This window comes from Gemmatimonadota bacterium, from assembly GCA_041390105.1.
Classification (GTDB): Bacteria; Gemmatimonadota; Gemmatimonadetes; order Longimicrobiales; family Gaopeijiaceae; genus JAGQIF01.
Genome location: JAWKQO010000004.1, coordinates 444,885 through 465,220 on the forward strand (window position 1 = coordinate 444,885; position 20,336 = coordinate 465,220).

At 68.8% G+C, this 20,336-nt stretch carries 13 protein-coding genes; 8 read left to right on the top strand and 5 right to left on the bottom strand.

What is annotated here, in order from left to right:
• Window positions 1–3: 3 nt before the first annotated feature.
• Window positions 4–1,137 (bottom strand): c-type cytochrome, encoded by a 1,134-nt coding sequence (locus R3E10_18440; protein MEZ4417742.1) that lies wholly within the window; start codon window positions 1,135–1,137, stop codon window positions 4–6.
• Between the two features lie 210 nt (window positions 1,138–1,347).
• Between R3E10_18440 and R3E10_18445 the strand changes: the two genes are divergently transcribed.
• Both R3E10_18445 and R3E10_18450 read left to right on the top strand, forming a co-directional pair.
• Window positions 1,348–1,710 (top strand): PadR family transcriptional regulator, encoded by a 363-nt coding sequence (locus R3E10_18445; GenBank protein MEZ4417743.1) that lies wholly within the window; start codon window positions 1,348–1,350, stop codon window positions 1,708–1,710.
• A complete protein-coding gene (locus R3E10_18450) occupies window positions 1,707–4,409 on the top strand; it encodes an ABC transporter permease (GenBank protein ID MEZ4417744.1) in 2,703 nt (900 codons plus the stop codon). Before R3E10_18445 ends, R3E10_18450 begins: the two co-directional genes overlap by 4 nt.
• 4 nt (window positions 4,410–4,413) lie before the next feature.
• Here R3E10_18450 and R3E10_18455 read toward each other — a convergent pair whose 3' ends face one another.
• Window positions 4,414–5,280 carry an HD domain-containing protein gene (locus R3E10_18455; GenBank protein ID MEZ4417745.1) on the bottom strand — a complete coding sequence of 289 codons (867 nt, stop codon included), beginning with the start codon at window positions 5,278–5,280 and terminating at the stop codon, window positions 4,414–4,416.
• A 232-nt stretch (window positions 5,281–5,512) separates the two neighbouring features.
• On the opposite strand from R3E10_18455, the gene R3E10_18460 reads away from it, so the two are divergent.
• Window positions 5,513–6,091 (top strand): fasciclin domain-containing protein, encoded by a 579-nt coding sequence (locus tag R3E10_18460; GenBank protein ID MEZ4417746.1) that lies wholly within the window; start codon window positions 5,513–5,515, stop codon window positions 6,089–6,091.
• Window positions 6,092–6,206: 115 nt separating this feature from the next.
• Here R3E10_18460 and R3E10_18465 read toward each other — a convergent pair whose 3' ends face one another.
• Entirely contained in the window at window positions 6,207–6,911 is a 705-nt protein-coding gene (locus R3E10_18465; GenBank protein MEZ4417747.1) for an FKBP-type peptidyl-prolyl cis-trans isomerase, read from the bottom strand.
• 695 nt (window positions 6,912–7,606) lie between these two features.
• Here R3E10_18465 and R3E10_18470 point away from each other — a divergent pair.
• The 5 genes from R3E10_18470 (at window position 7,607) to R3E10_18490 (ending at window position 14,056) form a co-directional block, all read left to right on the top strand.
• Window positions 7,607–8,992: a hypothetical protein gene (locus R3E10_18470; protein MEZ4417748.1), complete on the top strand. Its 1,386-nt coding sequence runs from the start codon at window positions 7,607–7,609 to the stop codon at window positions 8,990–8,992.
• 242 nt (window positions 8,993–9,234) lie between these two features.
• The gene (locus R3E10_18475) at window positions 9,235–10,836 is read left to right on the top strand and encodes an EAL domain-containing protein (protein MEZ4417749.1); all 1,602 of its coding nucleotides are present in this window, start codon (window positions 9,235–9,237) and stop codon (window positions 10,834–10,836) included.
• A gap of 151 nt (window positions 10,837–10,987) precedes the next feature.
• On the top strand, window positions 10,988–12,673 hold the full coding sequence (locus tag R3E10_18480) for an amidohydrolase (GenBank protein ID MEZ4417750.1): 1,686 nt from the start codon (window positions 10,988–10,990) through the stop codon (window positions 12,671–12,673).
• A 4-nt stretch (window positions 12,674–12,677) separates the two neighbouring features.
• Entirely contained in the window at window positions 12,678–13,196 is a 519-nt protein-coding gene (locus R3E10_18485) for a DUF1232 domain-containing protein (protein MEZ4417751.1), read from the top strand.
• A 41-nt stretch (window positions 13,197–13,237) separates the two neighbouring features.
• Complete coding sequence (locus tag R3E10_18490; protein MEZ4417752.1) at window positions 13,238–14,056, top strand: hypothetical protein; 819 nt, start codon at window positions 13,238–13,240, stop codon at window positions 14,054–14,056.
• Between the two features lie 36 nt (window positions 14,057–14,092).
• On the opposite strand, the gene R3E10_18495 is transcribed toward R3E10_18490, so the two are convergent.
• Together R3E10_18495 and R3E10_18500 are read right to left on the bottom strand one after the other, a co-directional pair.
• Window positions 14,093–17,134 (bottom strand): DUF6067 family protein, encoded by a 3,042-nt coding sequence (locus R3E10_18495; protein MEZ4417753.1) that lies wholly within the window; start codon window positions 17,132–17,134, stop codon window positions 14,093–14,095.
• Window positions 17,131–20,274: a DUF5107 domain-containing protein gene (locus R3E10_18500; protein ID MEZ4417754.1), complete on the bottom strand. Its 3,144-nt coding sequence runs from the start codon at window positions 20,272–20,274 to the stop codon at window positions 17,131–17,133. The genes R3E10_18495 and R3E10_18500 overlap by 4 nt, the downstream gene beginning before the upstream one ends.
• Window positions 20,275–20,336 lie beyond the last annotated feature (62 nt).

Consider the following 20,336-nt stretch of genomic DNA (forward strand, 5'->3'; position numbering starts at 1 on the left):
CGTTCACCATCCTTCGAAGAAGCCGCCGTCGAACCAGTCGAGCAGCAGGTAGACCAACAGCTGCATCGAACGGCCGCTGGTGTTGGTGGCCGGCACGCGCAGCCCCACGTTGGCCAGCACATGCTGACGCGTGTTCAAGGAGGCTTGGATCTGTGGGATCACGTCCAGATCGGTGGAGACGCCGCCTTCCAGCTCACGGACCGCAGCCACCTCCACCATCGGGGTCCAAGCGCGACCCCAAGGTCCCGACGTCCAGGTCCGCCCCAGCGCCAGCCGACCGAAGCCCTCGGTCTCGCCCCCGTCGTAGAACGGCACTTCCGCACCGACCTGCGCCTGGAGGAACGCATCTCCGAAGGCCTGTCCGAACGACGCGTACGCTTCCCCCTTGGCGCCGTCCGCGCCGAGCCCTTTGGTCTCCTCACCAGTGGGGAGCGCCACCTCGGCACCCAGCGAGAAGATGCGCCCTGCTTCGAAGCTGTGATAAGCAGCGTGCTTGACGCCCAGCACCACGTCGCCCAACCCACCAACCCAGTCGAGCTCAGCGCTTCCCTCCACCGGCATCTGCCGCCATCCGTAGGGGATCACCACCTCGACCATGCTGCGCGCACCGAAGCGCTTCTCATAGACGAACGCGCTGGAGATGTCGCCGTCCCCCTCGAGCGCGCCGTCCGCCTCGATGACCCATTCGTCCTCGGGAAAGGCCTTCTCGGTCACGAGGGCCCTCGGGAGGTTCAGCTCACCGCGAGGCCACTCGTCGTCGCCACACAGCGTGCGGATGTAGGTGACCACGCGGCCGAGTTGCTCGGGGTCGAGGGCGCCCTTGAAGGCCGGCATCATCTGGCTGAAGCCGCGCACCGGCCCTCCTTCATGCGCGATGGCGACCCAGTCGGCATCGGGCTCGCGCGACGCGAAGCGGCAGTCGGTGAAGTCGGGAAGCTCCTCTTCGAACCCAAGGAGCGAGCGGTCCAGACCCGTGCCCAGGGGGCCGTGGCAATTCGCGCACGACGCCTGGTAGATGGCTTCCCCGGAGGCGGCGGCCAGATCCGTGGGGGTCTGCCCGGTGACGAAGCCGGGTCCGAGGAGCCAAAGGACCGCGGAGCCCGTGAGGGCACGAGCGAAGGGGTGGCCTGCCTGCATGGAGATCCTGCTCGGGGATTCGTGGATGCGCCCGGCGAACGTACGGGTGACGGCATCCATCTGTCACGAGCGGACTTGCAGGCGAGGGGCCCGGGGCGACCCGCCGGCCGCGGGCGTGGCCCATTACTCTTGTGTAGATATATCTTGATAAGATATAATGATCGCGTCGGCCCCTGCGTAGTCCGTCCAGGCCCGGATATGAGGCAACGAATGACAGCCCAACGCACCCGCACAGGACTAACCCCCCTGACCTATCAGATCCTGCTGGCCCTCTCCGCTGGGGAGCGCCACGGATACGCCATCTTGAAGGAGATGGAGGATCGAGGCGGCGCGGAGGCAGTTCCAAGCACCGGCGCGCTCTACATGGCCATCTCCCGGCTCGAAGACGAGGGCCTGGTGGAGGCCGCTCGCGCACCGGCCGAGGAGGCCGATTCGCGGCGTCGCTACTACCGCATCACCCGCAACGGGCGTGCGGTGGCCGCCGCCGAATCCCAGCGCCTCGCAGACCTGCTCGCGGACGCCCGCGCGCGGCACCTGCTTCCCGGTGCGGTCACGGAGGGTGCCGAGCCGTGAGCAGGGCGCGCCCCTCCCTCGCGGCCCTCTCCACCTCGGTCTTCACCGCCATCCTCCGACGCCTTCCCACCGGCTTCGCCGATCGCTATGCGGCCGAGTTGCTGGACGTCCACCACCGACGGATGGACGAGGCCAGCGCGAGGGGCCGCGCCCGGCTGGTGCGGCTGGCGGTCCGGGAAATCGGCGGCGTCACGCTGCTCCTGCTGCGGCTGCACGCGCGCCGTGCCTCCCGCTTCCTCACCTCGGCCTGGAGACTGTCCACCATGTTCGCCACGCTGTCCACCGACACACGACAGGCGATCCGCTCGCTGCGCCGCAACCCCCTCTTCGCAGCGACCGTCGTCACGGTAGTAGCGCTGGGCGTCGGCGCGGTGACGGCGATCTTCTCCGCGGTCAACGCGTACTTCTTCCGGCCGCTGCCGTTTCAGGACGAGGCCCGCGTGGTGGCGCTTTATGAGACCAATCCCGAATTCAACTGGGACGACGCGCAGTCGGCACCCGCCAACGCGATGGACTGGCGAGAGCAAGTCGCGGCCTTCGAAGACCTGGCGATGTACTCCGACTTCATCAACCGGGTCACCTACATCGAGGACGGCGAACCGCGCCTCCTCAATGCCTCGGCCGTCACCGGCAACTTCTTCTCCGTGCTGGGCGTCGAGCCTCTGCTCGGTCGGCAGCTGACCTGGGAGGACACCTGGGAAGGAGCCGAGGAGGTGGTGGCGCTGAGCCATCGCCTCTGGTCCACCGTGTTCGGCGCCGACGAGACGCTGGTGGGTGGGACCATCGAATTGTCCGGCCGTACGTTCCGCCTGGCAGCGGTGATGCCGGAGGGCTTCCGCTTCCCGTCCGACGACACGGAGCTGTGGGGCACGATGGGGTGGTCCCCCGAGAACCGGCAGGAGGTCTGGTTCCGGCGCGCCCACTTCGTGCGGCCCCTCGCCCGTGTGGCAGCGGGCGTCACGGTAGCCGAGGCCGCCGCAGAGCTGCAGGTGGTGGTAGAGCGGCTCCAGCGCGACTTCCCCGAGACGAATCGCGTCATGGGCGCCGGACTGATGCCCGCACGGGACTTCTTCATCCGCGAAGTGCGGGTCCCGCTGCTCATCCTGAGCGCGGCGGTGCTGCTTCTGCTCGCACTCGCTTCCGTCAACGTGGCCAATCTGATGTTCGTGCGGGCCGGGGAGCGCGCGCGTGACGTCGCGGTGCGGGTGGCACTGGGAGCCGGCCGGGGGCGGGTGGTACGCCAGGCCCTCACCGAGAGCGGTCTCCTGGCGCTCGCGGGCGGCGCCGTGGGATTGGTGCTGGGCTGGGCGGGCATCCGCGGGTTGGCCCGCGTCAATCCGCTGGGCATCAGCGGCGCCACCGAGCTGGCGCTCGACCACCGTGTGGTCCTGCTGACACTCATCGCAGCGTGTCTGGCGGGGCTGCTCTTCGGGCTGGCTCCTGCGCTGCGCAGTGCGAGCACCATGGTGGGCGAGACGCTGAAGGACGGAGGGCGCGGCACCTCGGTGGGCCGCCGCGGGCTGCGTGCGGCCAATGTGATGGTGGGCACCGAGGTGGCCCTGGCCCTCCTGCTGGTCCTGGGCGCTGGCCTGGTGCTGCGCAGCTTCCTGTTGTTGCGCTCCGTCGACCCGGGTTTCCAGGTGGACGGCGTGCTCGGCGTGCAGATCACAGTGCCCGGTGCACGCTATCCTGAACGGGACGACGTACTCGCATTCTGGGATCGTCTGGAAGCATCGCTGGAAGGCCGACCGGGCATCGAGCGCGCTGGCGTAGTGGGCAGGCTTCCCCTCGATGGCACAAGCTGGTCCAGCCAGGCCAAAGGCGAAGGGTGGCCCGAGGAGCGCGTGGCGCTCGAGGTCCTGCATCGGCGAGCCGACCGAGGCTACTTCGAAGCCCTGCAGATCCCGCTGATCCGGGGGAGGCTCTTCGAGCCGTCCGACGGCCCTGACTCGCCCCCCGTGGTGGTCATCAACGAGCAGTTCGCTCGGGAGCACTTCCCTGGAGAGGACCCGATCGGCCAGCGTATGGCGTATGACCGCGTGCCCGATGAGAACTCCATCTGGTACGAGATCGTGGGCATCGTGGGCGATCAGAATCAGGTCAGCCCTGGACAGCCCGCACGCGCGGAGGCCTTCGAACACCGCGACCAGGACTGGGCCCGTACGGTGGAAGTGGTGCTCCGCACGTCCGGTGAGCCCTTGGACGCGCTTCCCACCGTTCGCTCGGTGCTGTCGGAATTGGATCCTTTGATTCCCTTGGGCAGCGCACGCCCGCTACGTCAGGTCTGGCGACACTCCATCGCGCAGGAAGAGCGCCTGCTCACACTGCTCGGGATCTTCGGAGTGGTGGCGCTGTTGCTCGCTACGGTAGGCGTCTACGGCGTCACGGCGCAGGCAGCTCGCCTGCGCACCCACGAGATCGGCGTCCGCATGGCGTTGGGCGCCACGTCCTCCGATATCCTGAGACTCATCCTGAGGCAGGGATTGGTCGTGGTGGCGGTCGGCGTCGGGTTGGGGCTGGCCGCCGCGGTTCTGACCACGCGTGGCCTCAGGTCTCAACTCTACGGCGTCACGCCCACCGATCCGGCGACCTTGATCGCCGTGGTGACCCTGCTCGGGAGCGCGGCGCTGCTGGCCAGCTATCTGCCGGCCCGCCGCTCCACCCGCGTCGACCCGCGGGAATCCCTGCAAGCGGAGTGACCTCTCAGATCCGGAACTCGCCCAGCAGCCGCGTCTCGGTATCCCCCTCGATCCCGGCCACCACCTCGACATAGGACTCGAGGCCGCTACCGCTCAGCTTGTCGCGGAGCAGCTTGTCGAGCTGGAAGACGCCCGCCGAGTTGAGAAGGTCGATGCGGATACACACCGGCTTGTCGGTGCCGGGCTCGATCGAGACACGGTCCACCGCGGCGGCCGAGATGGAATGGATGCTGACCGAGCCCGCCTCGAAGGGGACGCGCGACCTACCCTTGGCCATGTCCAGCGCGTCGGCCAGGCGCACGACGCCCGCCTCCAGCGTCAGCGGCGAACCGCCCGAGCGATGCGCGATGATCGCGTGCAGCACCTCGGAGCGCATGAGCGTCGCCACCGGCGCCGGATAGAGGAGCGGCAGCACCTCACGCAGCTTGTCCTGCGCGATGAAGAGGGAGAAGCTCTCGTGGTCGGCCCGGTGCACCGACATGCCCAGGTCGTGGAACAGCGACGCCAGGGCCACGACGACCTCCGCATCGTCCCGATCGAGGCGGTACGTACCCACCACGGACGGCTCCACGCCGTGGTCCATCAGCAGGCGCAGAAGGCGCACCGCGATGTTCATCACGATCTTCACGTGCACGGGGCCGTGGTCCGTCATGCCCAGGCGCTCCATGGCGGTCACGTTCGAGGCCGTCCACAGCGCGTAGAGGTCGTCGTCCTGGTTGGCCCACTCGATCACGCGACGCAGCTTCGCGTTGTGGCGATCGGGCACGGTCATCGTCACCCGCCGCTCGAAGCGGGCCTCGACCGTCCGCGCCTCCTCGGTGGAGCCGGCCTCCTCGGCGTGGGGCATGGACCCCGGTTCTTCGAACGTCACTTCGGGCACCTCCCTTTTCGACCGAATGTCGTCGTGTGCCTCGGGCCCCGGAAGGTGGCCCATACCCCGGCCAGGCGCGGCTTTTCCTGACACGCGTGGCTGCTGCCTCCCTACATTTCTTACCTTGTCATGAGATTATCGTAATTGCTGAAGGCGGCCGGGACCTCCCTCCGGCCCGACGAGCGACCTGCCGCGTCGGAACCCGGCCCACCCCCCCACGCGGAGGAGGACCATGGCGCAGCACCGCCCCTTCTTCACCCTCTTGGCACTGGCCGCCCTTGGCCTGGTCACGCTGTCCTGCGCGCGAGCGGAGGCCCCGGCCGCGCAGGCCGAGACCTTCGACGCAGCCTCCAACCGAGGCCAGGCGTACGTGGTGGACAAGTCGTCCAAACCCAACATCCTGCAGATCGCAGTGGGCTCGCCGGACCACACCACCCTCGTCGCCGCAGTCCAGGCTGCCCAGCTCGAGAACGTCCTGGTCAACGCCGGGCCACTCACGGTGTTCGCACCCAACAATGCCGCCTTTGCGGGATTGCCGGCCGGTGTCCTCGATGACCTGCTCAAGCCCGAGAACAAGCAGACCTTGGCCAACATCGTGACCTCGCACGCGGCGCCAGGGAAGTTCATGCCCGAGCAACTGGCTCGGGAAACGCAACTCTACATGGCGACGGGGCACTACGTGAGCGTGGAGCAGAAGGACGGTGCCACCTACGTGAACGGGGCCCGTATTCTCGGCACCGTGGAGGCCACCAACGGCGTCGTGCACGTGGTGGACAAGGTCTTCCTGATCGCGGCTCCCGCGGCGAACTAGGCGGGTCGCTGGCTCGCGACCAGGGACGGGTGAGGACCCTGCCGCCCAGACACACGAACGCCCGAGCCGAGATCGTAGAGAAGCTCGATCCCGGCCCGGGCGCCCCGCGCTTGCGCTACGGAAGGATCTCGAGCAACTCCACCTCGAAGATCAGCGTGGCGTTGGGCCCGATGTCGGCGCCGGCGCCACCCGGACCGTAGGCGATGTCACCCGGCAGCACGAAGCGATACTGACTGCCGGTCTCCATCAACTGCAGCCCCTCGGCGAAGCCCGGGATCACCTGGCCGACCGCGAACACCGCCGGCTCGCCCCGTGCGTACGAGCTGTCGAACTCCTTGCCGTCGAGCAGCGTACCGCGGTAGTGGACGCGAACCTGATTCTCGGGCCCCGGCTTGGGGCCGCTGCCCGCGCGGAGGACCTCGTATTGGAGGCCGCTGGCCGTGATGAGCACGCCCTCCTTCTGTCCGTTCTCGGCGAGGTACGCTTGCCCCTCTTCCTGGTTCTTCGTCGCAGCCGTTTCGCGCTTGCTGGCTTCGGCCTCATCCACCTCGCGACCGAACTGCTCCATCACGCCCTGGATGTCGGCATCTGCGATCGCCGGATCCAACTCGCCGATGCCGTCCCGGATCCCGGCTCGGAGGGACGCCAGGTCGATCTTGTCCGAGACCTGAAGGAGCTGCCGGCCCCAGTTGAGGCCGATGGCGTAGCTGGCCTTCTGGTCGTTGGTCTGGAGGGAAGGCGTCCCTTCGTCACCGCCGCTCTGGCACGCCGCCACGGCTAGGGCCAGCCCAAGGGCAGCACCCGAAAGTCGAATCCGCATGGTCCATCCTGTCTGAGGGAAGGCCAGCGGTACACCGCTCCGGAAACGGAGTGCCTCGCGGTACCGGACCGGAAGCCTCGCCGGGGCGGCTCGCGGCGCCGCCCGCACGGTGAGCGTTCGGTCCTCGAAACGAGCAAGCCCGGCCCCCTTTCGGAGACCGGGCTTGAGACTGCGCGTCGGGGCCGGGCGTCGGGACCCGGACCCGGACCCGTTACGAGCGGCTGCTGCCGCCCGAGCTGCCCCCCTTCGGGGGACGGGTGGGCCACCACCACCAATGCAGGTGATGCCCCCCGGTTTGGGTCAGCTCACGGAAGGATCCAAGGACCCTCACGCGCGGAGCCTCGTACTGCATGACTCCTCCTGAGCACAGCCACGCGCCACTGGCTCCGGGATGTCCGGGCGAACGGGGCGCGCAGCACCGCAGCGCTGCAAATCCCGCCGCAGGAGGTACGCGAGATCTCGCGCGGGCGAAGATGGCGGATCGGCGCCACCGGACCCGTCCCCTCCCCTGAGGGCTGTGGCACCCCCGCCTCCACGAACGCTGCACAGGGGCCGCAGCGGGCAGCCCATCCCGGCGCCCAGCAGCACCCCTGGCACGCGCCCCCCCCCGAGCGCCCGGGCCACCACGCCCCATCCCCAAACCAATCCGCTCCGCCTCCCGTCCAACCGGGAAACAGATCGCCAAGGAGGTCGCCGTGCTCACGGCCCTGCTTGCCGGCTTGGTCTTCTGGCAGACGCCGGCGCCGCCACCCCGCTACACGCTCGAGGATCTGGTCCTGGAGGCCACCCCGGACTTCGAGTCCGGGCGATTGGAGGCGAGCGCCACCCTCACGCTCCGCCTGGAGGAGCCCACGCCTTCCACGCGCGTCCCGCTGGACGTGAATCGGTGGCTACGGGTCCGACAGGTTCGCGATGAGCAGGGACGCGAGCTTTCCTTTCTGCAGGAGGTCACCGGGCTGCCGGAGTTCGAGAAGCTGCAGCTCAATCGGATCGAGGTCTCTCTGCCCACCCCGCTGCCGCCGGGCGGCACGATTCGGCTGAGTGTGGACTACGAAGGGTGGATCGCACCGTACACGGAGACCGGCATGTTGTACGTGCGCGACCACGTCGATGAGGAGTTCACCGTGCTGCGCGCGGATGCCTGGGCCTTCCCCCTGCCCCCGGGTCGCGGAGGCGCGTTCACCTTCCAGACGCGCGTCTGGGTGCCGCCCACCTGGGTGGTCGCCACCGGAGGTCGCCCGACCGGCACGCAGCAGGAGGGTCCGCGCGTCCGCTGGGACTCGGAATCGCTGGGACCGGCACCGTTCCTGTTGGTGACCATCGCGCGCTACCACGTCGAGGAGCGCGAATCCGTGCGCGTCTACGCGTTTCCAGCGGACACCGCAGGAGCGCGCCACCTGTCCGATCGGGTGGAGGCCGCGATGGCCACGCTGCGGGCATGGTACGGTCCGCTGCCCAGTCGGCAGACCCTTTCGATCATGGAGATCCCCGACGGATGGGGGTCACAGGCCAGCTTGACGGGGGGCATCGTCCAGACGGCCGCCGCCTTCCGGGACACGAGTCGCTTGGTCGAGGTCTACCACGAGCTCACCCACCTGTGGAACGCCACCGACGCGGAGTCACCCTCTCCTCGTTGGAACGAAGGCTTCGCAACCTACCAGCAATACCGCATGGCGGCGGAGCTGGACGGAATGGACCTCGCGGCCGCGCGCGAGTCGTTGCTGGAGCGACTCCGCCAGACGGTTCAGGGGACGCCCTCCCTGCGGGAGACGCCGTTTCGCGACTACGGATCCGCCCGGCTGACGGACGCGTCCTATCGGGTGGGAGGAGTCATGTTCGCGCTCCTGCACGCCCACCTCGGGTCGGATGCGTTCGACGCCGCCTATCGACGGCTCTGGTCCGAGCATGCGACGACCGCCGTCACGGTGGAGGACCTTCAGGGCGCGTTTCAGGATGCCGATCCCCACGGCGACCTGGGGCCATTCCTGCGGGAGTGGATCGACACGGCGGAATGGTCCGCACGCCTGGAGGCGGCCTCCGACTTCCAGGGTCTGCTCGACGCGAGCTTCCCGGCCGTCTAGCACCCTCGAAGAGGCCGCCTGGCGCCGGCCGCACGTCGGGCGCCCGGCCCGCGAGCGGTTGCCTCAACCACCCGGGCCGCGGGCCCGACACTCCAGGGTGGATCCCTCCGGCCGGAGGGGCGCATCCTCCTATTGTCCTGGAGTGCGGGTCGCGTGAGTAGGACGCTTCGGAGAGAACGCGGTGGGCGCCAGTTCGGCGCCTGGTTGCTTCCCGTGGGCCGCACCCACCCCAGGTCCCCGTGATGCAGACCCACGCGGAGGACGCCCACCTGGAGGGCGGGACCCCCGGGGCCGGGCGCCCGCTGGTCCGGGAAGCAGTAGTGGTGGCTCCCCTGGCGCTGGTCCTGCTCGTGCTGGCCACCCAGGTGGGCCTCTTCGACCGGCTCGTGGAGTTCACTCGGAGGCACGAGGCCTGGGGACTGGCCGAAGCGTTCTCCGCGCTGATCGTCGCCTCCGTCTTCCTGCTCGGTTTCCTGGTGCGCCGGACCCTGCAGCTGCATCGCGCTCTGCAGGCGCAGCGGAGCGCCGAGGAGCGGATCCGCGACCTCGCGTTCTTCGACCCGCTCACGGGCCTTCCCAACCGGGTGCTGGCAAGCAGCCGCTTGCAGGAGCGCATGGCCGAGTCGCGGCGCAGCGGCACAGCCATGGCGGTGCTCTATCTCGATCTCGACGACTTCAAGCTCGTCAACGACTCCCTGGGTCATCACGCGGGGGATCAGTTGCTGGCGGAGGTGGGGAGACGCCTGCGGGTGGTCACGAGGGAGACGGACACCCTCGCCCGCCTGGGCGGGGACGAGTTCGTGGTGGTGCTCGCTCACTTGACCAACCCCGAGCAAGCCATGCTGGCGGCAGAACGCATCGTGGAGCACTTGGCCGAGCCCCTGCTGCTGGGAGACCAACAGCTCTACCTGAGCGCCAGCATCGGCATCGCTACCTTCCCCGACAACGGGGACGATGCGGAAGCGCTCCTGCAGCACGCCGATCAGGCCATGTACCACGTGAAGCAGACGGGCAAGGGCGGATTCCAGTTCTTCTCTCCGGAGATCAACGCGACCGCGCATCGTCGGCTGGCGGTTCGCAGCGGGCTGCGTCACGCGATCGAGCGCGACGAGCTCACTCTCCACTACCAGCTTCAACGCAACGCGGCTTCCAAGGGACTCGATGGCGTCGAAGCGCTGCTGCGGTGGAACTCGGCCGAGCTGGGGGCGGTGAGCCCCTTGGAGTTCATCCCGATCGCGGAGGAAACCGGACTGATCGTTCCCATCGGCGACTGGGTGCTCACCACCGCCTGCCGACAGGCCCGCGCATGGCAGTCGGCTGGATTCCCCGCCTTCCGCATCGCAGTCAACGTCTCCAATCGACAGCTCTGGGACGAGGCGTTCGTGCAGCGCGTGGAGCAGATCCTGGAGGAGGCGCAGCTGGAGCCGCGTTACCTGGAGCTGGAGATCACCGAGAGCGCGGTCATCGGCGACGTTGATCGCGCCACCCGTCGGGTTCGCTCGCTGCAGCAGCTCGGCGTGTCGATCTCCCTGGACGATTTCGGCACCGGCTACTCGTCGATGGGCTACCTGCGGCGCTTGGGGGTGGACGCCCTCAAGATCGATCGGAGCTTCGTGCGAGGGCTGCCCAGCCGCTCGGAGGACGCGGCCATCGCCCAGGCGATCATTGCCGTGGCCCGAGCCCTCGAGCTCTCCGTGATCGCGGAGGGGGTGGAGACCCAGGAGCAGGCCGATTTCCTGGTGGCCAACGCCTGCGACGGGCTCCAAGGGTTCCTGCTGGGACATCCGGTCCCGGCGGAGGAGTTCACCCGCCTGCTGCAGGCGGAGGGCGTCCGCGTCGGCTAGACGAGCCCTCTCCCGACAGATACCCGTGGCGGGACGGCGCCCTGAGCGGGCTCCCGCTCCGCGGTCGCGCGACCCGAGGCGTCCCCCCTACCTTCCCGGGGCCCGCCAGGCCACGGCGGGCGCGATCGGTCCACCCGCCCGGAGCCCACGCATGTCCAACGTCACCCGTGGTGAGTTCCTCGGTCTCGGCGCCGCCTTCGCGGCGGCCCTGGGCACCAATGCGTGTGCCCCCGGGGAGGACGCCTCCGCCCATCCCGGGCGACCGGAGCTCATCGTCGTGAATGGAACCGTCTACACGGTCGACGATGCCCAGCCGGTGGCCGAAGCATTCGCAGTGCGGGGCGGCCGCGTTCTGGCCGTGGGCTCCAGCGCCGACGTCCGGGCTCTCGCCGGCCCCGACACCGAGGTGATCGACGCGGCCGGGATGACCGTCACGCCCGGATTCATCGACGCACACTCGCATCCGTCGGGGGGTGGCCTCTCTGCACTCAAGAACGTCGACACGAATGTGGGCAGCATCGCCAGGATCAAGGACGCCCTCCGCGCCCGCGCGGCTCAGACGCCACCGGGAGAGTGGATCAACGGCTACATGTACGACGACACGAAGCTGGAAGAGGGGCGGCCCCTCAGTCGTCGGGACATCGACGAGGCGGTCCCGGACCATCCCGTCCGCGTAGGTCACCGGGGCGGGCACACCTCCGTCTACAATTCCGCCGCCTTCCGACTGGCTGGGATCACGGCCAGCACGCCCGACCCGTTCGGCGGGCACTTCTACCGCGAAGACGGCCAGCTTACGGGAAAGGTGGCGGAGCGTGCCAACGCGATGATCACGAGGCTCATCCCTTCCGGCTCCACTCGCGAGGAGCGACAGGCAGGGGTGAAGAAGATCGGTGAGATGATGAACGCCGCTGGCCTCACGTCTGTACACCAGACCGGGACCAGCGTCGACGACTATATCGCGTACCAGGACGCACGTGCCGCGGGCGAGTTGACCTACCGCGCCTACCTGCTGGCTCGTGGCGACGCCTACACGCACTTGTTGGCCTCGGGCCTCCGCACCGGGGTGGGCGATGAGCTTCTGCGGATCGGCGCCGTCAAGTTCGCCGCGGACGGCTCGGCCTCGGAGCGCACCATGCGCATGAGCACACCGTACGTAGGCCGCCCCAACGATTTCGGCATCCTCACCATGACGCAGGAAGAGATCCACGAGGCCGTTGAGCAAGCACACCGCAACGGGTGGCAGATCGGGATCCACGCAAACGGCGACGTGACCATCGAGTATGTGCTCAACGCGTACGAGCGTGTGCAGAAGTCATGGCCACGGGCGGACGTGCGGCACCGGATCGAGCACTGCACGCTGGTCAACCCCGATCTGGTGCGTCGGATCGCGGAGGGCGGTTTCATCCCCACGCCCTTCTACACCTACGTGCACTACCATGGAGAGAAGTGGGACGAGTACGGTGAGGAGAAGATGCGCACCATGTTCGCCCACCGGTCTTTTCTGGACGCCGGCATCCCGGTGCCCGGTGCATCCGACTACACCCCGGGCCCCTTCGAGCCCCTGATGGCCATCCAGTCGATGGTGACCCGCAAGGACTTCCGCGGGCGGGTCTGGGGGGAGAACCAGAAGGTCACCGTGGATGAGGCCCTGCGCATCTGCACGCGGAACGGTGCCTACGCGTCCTTCGAGGAAGACCTGAAGGGCACCATCACCCCGGGCAAGCTCGCCGACTTCGTGATCCTGGCCGAGGATCCGCACACTGCGGATCCGGATCGCATCAAGGAAATCCGCGTCGCCCGGACGGTCCTGGGCGGACGCACCGTGTACGAAAGCTGAGGCGATGCCTGTTCCGCTCGACGACGTGCGCGCCGTGATCGAAAGCGCCAAGGCCCGGGAGACCGGTGGCTTCCTCGCGCTCATCCGCTCTCGTTTCCCCGATGCCTCCGACGCTCACCAGCAGGAGCTGGCCGAGCGTGCCCTCGGCATCATCGAGGAGATCCCGCTCCTGATGGAGCAGGCGCACCGGACCGCCCGGGGTCGGGACGTGGAGGCGCTGGTGGAGCCGGTGCTGGCCCACGCGGCTCGGTACTTCCTGGCGCCCATCGATGCGATTCCGGAGATGACGCAGGGGCTCGCCGGTCTGATCGACGATGCCTACTTCGTGCTGCACATCCTGGAGCTGATCGACGGCGGACCGACCCGCCTTTCCGCGGTCGACCTGGCCGGTCGCGCCGCCTTCTTGCGCGAGCTTCTGGGCCCGCGCATGACCGAGCAACTGAACCGCACCACCGAGCACGCCGTGGAGGCCGTCTCCGAGAGCGTGACCCAGGTATGGAACGCGCTGGCCCGTCCGGCGTAGGGAACCCACTCCACACGCGTGTTCCGCCTTTCCCGGGTTCCATGATGAAGACTGCCCCGTACCTCCTGCTGGCGGCTTTGCCCCTGGCGCTGGCCTCGACCCTGTCCGCGCAGAGCCCCAGGGAGATCATCGAGCGCTCGCTGGAGTTGCAGGACGCCCGCATGCGAGGCGTCGAGAACTTCACGATCGTCCAGGAGCTGAACGGCCAGGAGATGCAGCAGTACTACGAACCACGCGACGTGGGGAGCCACCGCGTCTTCATTCCTACCCGCACCCTGCTGGGGGGACGCACGCTCGACCTCCCCGAAGAACAGAGCAACGACCCCTTCTACAACTACGAGCAGTGGGTCGGGAATGCGCGCGTGATCCGCAGCGAGAGCGTAGAGGGGCACGAGGCCTGGGTCATCGAAACCGATGCCCTCGAAGCGATGGGAGGCGCCGCCATGCCTCCCGAGGCCCAGCTCCGTGAGGGTCGCGTGCGGATGTTCGTGGACAAGGAGGAGTACGTGGTGCGGCGGATGGAGTTCGAAGGGACCGCCGACATCCAGGGCCAGCCGCGTGAGATGTCCATGACCGCCGAACTCGGCGACTTCCGCAACGTCGAGGGCGTGCTGCAGCCCTTCACGGTATTGATGACCGTCCATGGAGCCATGAGCGACGACGAGAGCGCTCAGATGCGGGACGCGCTGGCCGAGATGGAGAAGCGGCTCGCGGAGCTGCCCGAGTCGGTGCGCGCCCAGGTCGAGGGCCAGATGCGCGCCCAGATCGAGGCGATGCGCGGCGCCTCGGGGGGAGAGGGCATGCAGATCCGCATGCAGACCAAGGAGATCCGCGTAAACCAGGGACCCCCGGGCGCCTGAGCCTCGAAGCCGGATCGCTGGGGCCTTCGCGCTCGCTCAGCGGGGCGGCCTGGGGCCGATGCGGATGAACCGCCCCTGCCCGGCAGGGACCCGCACCTGGGAGAGGGCCACCTCCGCCTCATCCTGTAGTCCCAGGACCGCGGGCGCCCAGCTCGGCTGGGCCCCGAAGCGCGCGGACAGATCCCGATCGAGGGACAGCGCGACGTCCACATCGCGGTCCGCCCAGGACGCCAGCACCACCAGGAGTCCCTCCGGACGCTCGTAGGTGGTGGCCAGCACACGCGGGTGGTCCGTCCGCACCGGTGCGTCCTCCATCCAGTAGCCGCGCATGCGGCTGCCGTCGATGCCGAAGTCGTCCATCATGCGCCAGACCGGACGTGGATCCACGTCCCCGTAGAGCCGCGCCGTCATCCCGTAGAGGAGTCCCCGATAGGGGTGCCCACCGTCCTGCAGCATCTCCCCCATCAGCCCGAACGGCAGGCCGGAGACCTCGGTGATCCAGTAGTCCTCGTCGCGCTCGTACTCGAAGTACTCGCCGAACCAGAGCCGCGAGATGTAGGGGAAGTGCTCCATGTAGAGCATGGCGCTGTTGATCCAGCCGTCGCGCGGGTTGAACTGGTTGGCCGAGTGCAGATCGATGATGACCGTGTCCCGCTCCGCGTGGAGCACCGAGACGATGCGCTTGACCGTCTCACGGCTGAAGGCGATGTCGTCCAGGTAGAGCCCGTCGATCTGCTGGTTGGCCGCCAGCCAGGACAGGCCTTCGATGTAGTAGTTGGTCCAGCGCGACGTGCCTTTGTCCAGCACGGCAGCGTCGTCGACGCTCCACGCGTGCCAACCGGCATGGTAGTCGTCCTCCAGGTGCTCCTGCAGCCAGGAATGCCCGCCGCCCTCGCCGTCGTTCAGGATCTCGTCTCCCAGGCTGCGCAGGGCGAACAGCTCCCAGGCCTTGTACGTGAGCTCGCGGATGGTGTCGTACAACTTGACGCGAATCCCCTTGGCGTGCGCCTCTTCGATATAGGCGCTCTGCGCCGCCAGATTGAAGAAGGGATAGTTGATGTACGGGTTGATCTCGTTGGCGTGGTGGATGTTGACCACCGTTCCCCCCCAGGCGCGCACCGAGTCCACGGGAACGTACTTGTGGACGAAGCGCGTCCGAAAATGCCGGGCCGGGTCCAAGGGCTTGAACGGGGTGAGCAGGAAGCGGACGTTGAACTGGAGGGAGTCCCCCGCCACCAGGTGACGCGCACCCGACGTGTTGTCCACGCGCACGACGCCGGGCTCGGTGCGGAGGTGGATCCCCCCCTTCCCCCCGTTCACCCACGATTCGGGGAGGCGCAGCGGCTGGTTCTGGTAAAAGTTCGTGTTCAGCGGCCGCACGTAGTGGTCATCGCGGAGCACGTACTGCAGCCCCTTCTGCATCCCTCCCAACCACAGCCCTTCCTGGTGGTTCTCCACCGCCCAGCGCCAATCCAGTCGCTCGGGGCGCCGACCCCCCCGGCGCCCCAGGCCGAGCATCCAGGTGGCCGCATCCGGCTGGAGCGCCAGCGGCAGGTGGATGTCCTCCACATCCAGGTCGGCGCGGGCACGAACCGTGATGCGGTAGTCGAGCATCCCGTCGTACTCGAGCGCTCCCTCTACCCGCATCTCCATCGCCTCGGATCGGCTGGTGGCGGCCCAGGTAGCGCGCCCGCGAGCGACCTGCGAGACCTCGAAGGGCTCGGGGTCGAGCCTGAGGGGCGCACCCGCAACACGGACCTCGAGGCGCACGGGCTCGACCAGGACCGGAGACGGAGTCTCCACCAACGAGGTGAGGTCGGGGCCGAAGAAGCTGAGGAGCTGCTCGGGCAGACCATCGGCCCCCAGCTCCACCGCACGCCCCAGGATCGAGAGTCGCCGGCCCGTGACGGCAACCGGCTCGAACGGAGCGATGATGAAGTCCGGATCGGTGCCGGCGGTGGAGTTGAGCCAAGCCAGGCGCCCCATGCGCTCGGGGTGCGCATCGCCGTGATCGGCCAACTGGCCGTCGCGCACGTCGATGGCCACCGCGATCTCCTTGCCGCGTCCTCCAGCTGCGGATACACGCACGCGCCCGCTGACGCGTCCTGGAGGGGTGTCGTCGGGCACCCGCAGTCCCAACCACAGGGGCTGTACTTCCCCGGCAGGGACGTCGACGCTCTTCGAGAAGGGCCGTCCGTTCTCGTCCACACCGCCACAGTTGAAGCAGGTCAGCCGCTCCATCCATGCGGGCGGGAATCCAGCGAACTCCACCTGGACCCCGGTCAGGGCGTCCTCGCCCGCCACCAGGCCGAGTTGGAAGACGAACGACTCGTTCCTCAGCGCCGCGCTCGCGAAGGTCTCCGCAGGGCCTTGCCGCACCCAATGCAGAGGGAGGAAGCGACGCATGCGGATCGGGCGATCCCGGTGCTCGGGCACCACCGCCCACCCCCCCTGAGCGGCCAGGAAGGCCGCCGCCTCGCCGGGCGTGGCGATGACCTCCATCGGGAAGAACGAATGGAATTCGTCGACCGACTGGAGGGCGGTGACCTGCGCACGCGGAAGCTCGTCGGCTTCGGCGCGCGCACGTCGCTCCCACGCCGGATCCGGCTCCCCCCAACGCTGCAGATAGGTCACGCGGGGGTAGTAGCCGCCATTCGTCTCCCACGGCAGGTAGTAGACGTGGTAGGTCGTCGCGCCCGGCGTGGCCTCGAAGACTACATCGCCGGCCGCGTTGTCCGCGGAGAGGAGCACCGCGTGCGCCACCGGCGTCCCATCGGTCGCGTTCACCACGGCGACGCCTTTGCGCTCCGGGTCGGCATCGCGCCGGCGCCAGGGGATGCGCACTCGAACCAGCCCGCCCGGAGCGGAGTCGACGACGACCACCGCTCGGTGGTTCCCACGCGAACGTCCGGCCTGCCCGGCCGGAAGATCCGGCTCCCAGGCTCCCACCTCGAAACGCACGCCATCGACCGTGTCCGGTAGGGCGGGTGCGGCGTAGGGCTGCGCCGCGGGCGCGGAGGGTTCGCACGACACCAGCGCCCAGACGAGCGCAGGCCAACCGCGGGTCCACCGTTTCATCGGCTCTCCATCAACGCCCACAAGACCAGGCGGCCCTCCAGATCGCCAAACAACGGATCGGACCCGGCCTGTCCATCAAGCAGGGTCCGATCCAGCGACACGCCCCGCGCCAGCGCCGCCAGAAGGCGACCCGCCCAGCGTCCGGCTGTCGTATCGGTGTCGTTTTGAACGGCGGCCGGGCCGGGCGGCTCACCCAGCGCCCGACGTGCCGGAATAGCCAGCAGATCGAGGCGCCCCATGCGCGAGCCCGCGCCCGTGGACGCGTCCACGACGGCCTGGAAGGCGGCGCGCGCCGCGGAGCGGTTGCCCGCGCGCGCCTCGGCTACGCCGAGGACGTAGCGAGCGAGCCGCTCCTCCGGCAGATACGGCCGCCCCTGCCCCAGGTGCTCCGGCCACTCCAATGCCCGCACCGCATGATCGCGCGCGTCGCGCGCCCGCCCCTCCTCGAGAGCGCCGAGCGCCTCCAGCAGGTGGGCCTGTTCGAAGAGCGCGTGGCTTTCACGCGCGTTCTCCGAAGGCAGCACCTGCACATGATCCAGCACCTCCACCGACTTGGCACTCTGCCCCAACTCGTTCAGGGACCTCGCCTGCAACAACTGGAGGTTGAAGTCGGAGGGAAAGCGCGGCCGCGCCGCTTCCGCCGCGGCCAGCGCCTCGGGCCACCGCCCGCGCCCCAGCAGATACCGGACGAGCTGCACGTGGAACACGCGTTCAGCCGGAGCCAGCTCGAGCGCGCGGCGCAGGTCCGCTTCCTCCCCGGCAGCGGCACGCCCAGGCAGGTGGGCCCGGGCCACGTAGAAGGGAGCGAAGTCCGGACGCTCGCCCAGGCTCATCCACACCGAGCCGGCCTCGGCCGTCCGGTCCCGAGCCCAGAGGTTCAGCCCGTACAGGTAGTCCCAGCCCCAGTGCGCACGCTGTTCGGCTGCCCAACGCAGCACCTCCAGCGTCTCCGTACGGAAGGGGAACACGAACGCCAGGTCGGGTGGCACGTCCAGCGCCGACGCATCCTGCAGCAGCCAGGCTGTCCATGCGCGCAGGAGCGTGCCTCGGGGGAGATCCGCTCCCTGAGCGAGCAGATCGAGCGCTTCCTCGGCGAAGCCGCGCCGATGGTAGGAGAGTGCCACCTCCAGCAAGGTCTGCTCCGGGTACTCTCCGCGCAGCACGTCCTCGAGCGCGACACCGGCGTCCGCGCCAGCAAGCAGCCGGCGCTCGTTCCGAGCGAGCGCGCTCAGTGGATCGAGGCGCAGCAACTCTTCGATCCGCACCTGCGCTTCGGCCCGGTCCTGACGCCGACGCGCCACCAGCACCTGCAGTTCCAACGCCCCCAAGTTGCCGCGGTCGTAGTCGCGGGCAAGCGCAGCGTAGCGCTCGGCCTCGGTGAGGTCGCGATCGCGCAAGGCCAGTTCCGCCAATTGCAGGTTGGCCACGGATCGGTAGGTCATGGAGCGTGCCGCCCACCCGAACGCGTCCCGTGCGTCCGCTACCCGCCTCAGGGAGCGATGGAGGGTCCCCGCGACGAAGTTGGCCTTCGCATCGTAGGCGTCCAGCTCCAGCGCACGCCGCGCCAATGCGAGGCCCTCCTCCGCGCGACCACGCCGCCCCTCCAGCTCCGCCTGCCCCAGCAGCGCTTCGCGGTTCCAGGGCTCGCGCACGAGCGCCGAATCGTAGACCATGCGGGCCTCGCGGAGTCGACGCTCCCGCGCCAATGCTCGTCCCTCCGCTACCCAACGATCCGCCACGGGAAGGGCGGGCCGCGCGCTCGCATCGGTCACGAAGGGGCGGTCCAGCACGCGCTCCCCGCCCTCCGACTCCCACGACAGACCCAACCCGGCGCTGGACACCCGAATGCGGCGCATCCCGGTGGACAGCGGAACGGACAGCTCGCGTGCCACCAGTGCCGGCAGATCCAGGGCGACCCTCCGCAGCTCCCGGTCATCGGCCCACACGACCAGGGTGTCCTGGGTGTCACGGAACGCGTGCAAGCGCACGCGCAGCGCGCCGTCGCTGCGCTCGACGTGCAGGGCACCCTCGCTGGAGGCGTCGCTCAGTCCTCCGAGCTCTTCCACCGGGAACCACACCTCCGTCCAGCGATCGGTGACTCCCGGGTCGAAACCCACCTCGGCGATGGGATTGACGTCGGCGCCCCGCGAATACTGCACGAACAGCCGGCCCGCCTGGTACTCGACGTACTGGCCGTCCGTATCGGTGAGGAGGTCCTCCCAGATGCCGCCTTCCCGTGACAGAGCCCACAACCACAGCTTCTGGCCGGGCATCTCCTCGTAGCGGGCCCAGTGTCCGAACCCGTAGTCGTCGTCCCGGTAATATCCGCCGAAGTAGTCGTTCAGCTCACCCACCACATGGTAGGACTTGTGGCCGGCGAAGGTGTTCTGCGCATAGGCCGGGAGCCAGCGCCCGGCGGCGTTCAGCGGCCAACTGCGCACGGTGCCGGAATGCTCGAGGAACGCGTTGCCGGGGATGCTCATCTCGAGATCCGGGCGTGCGAACGCGGCTGCGGTCATCCAGTTGTAGTACGGCTGCTCCCAGGGCGTCGGATTGGTCCAGGTCGCTCGGGTCTCGAAGGCCGCCCGACCCGGCTCCAGGCGGATCTCCACGCGCCAGGCGGTGCGGGAGGGAAGGTCCAGAGCCCCCACCACGCAGCTCACGCTGCCGTCTTCGTGTTCGAGCAACCTGTAGTCGACGGGCGTCGCCGTGGAGGGTGTATGGCCGATGACGCCGAAGTTGAACTCGATGCCCCCCGACGTCCACGGGCCGCGCAAGGCGATGTTCCGAAACTTCAGGACCTCGTTGCGATAGATGAACTCGTGCCCGTTCTTCTTCACGACGGCGCCCCACACCTTGCCGCCCACCTCCGGCAGCACGAACACCTCCACCAGGTCGTTCTCCAGCGTCACCACCGTCCATTCGCGCGGCTCCGCTGTGTGCGCGTAGCCCTCGAAGGTGTGGTAGGGATAGAGCCGCTCGTCACGCACCAGCAGCGGGGTGGGGTCGGGCTCGGAGAACGGATAGGTGGGAATGACCCTCCGTTCCTCGTGGATGCGCGCGCGTTGCGCAGAGAGCGCCCCTGGAGCCCAGAGCAGACCCAGGGCGAGACCGACCAGAATGCCGCGAGGTCCCAGCATGACCGACCCTGTGGAAGGAGCCGCCGCCCCGGCCCCGGGACGGACGGCCCAACCTAGCAGGT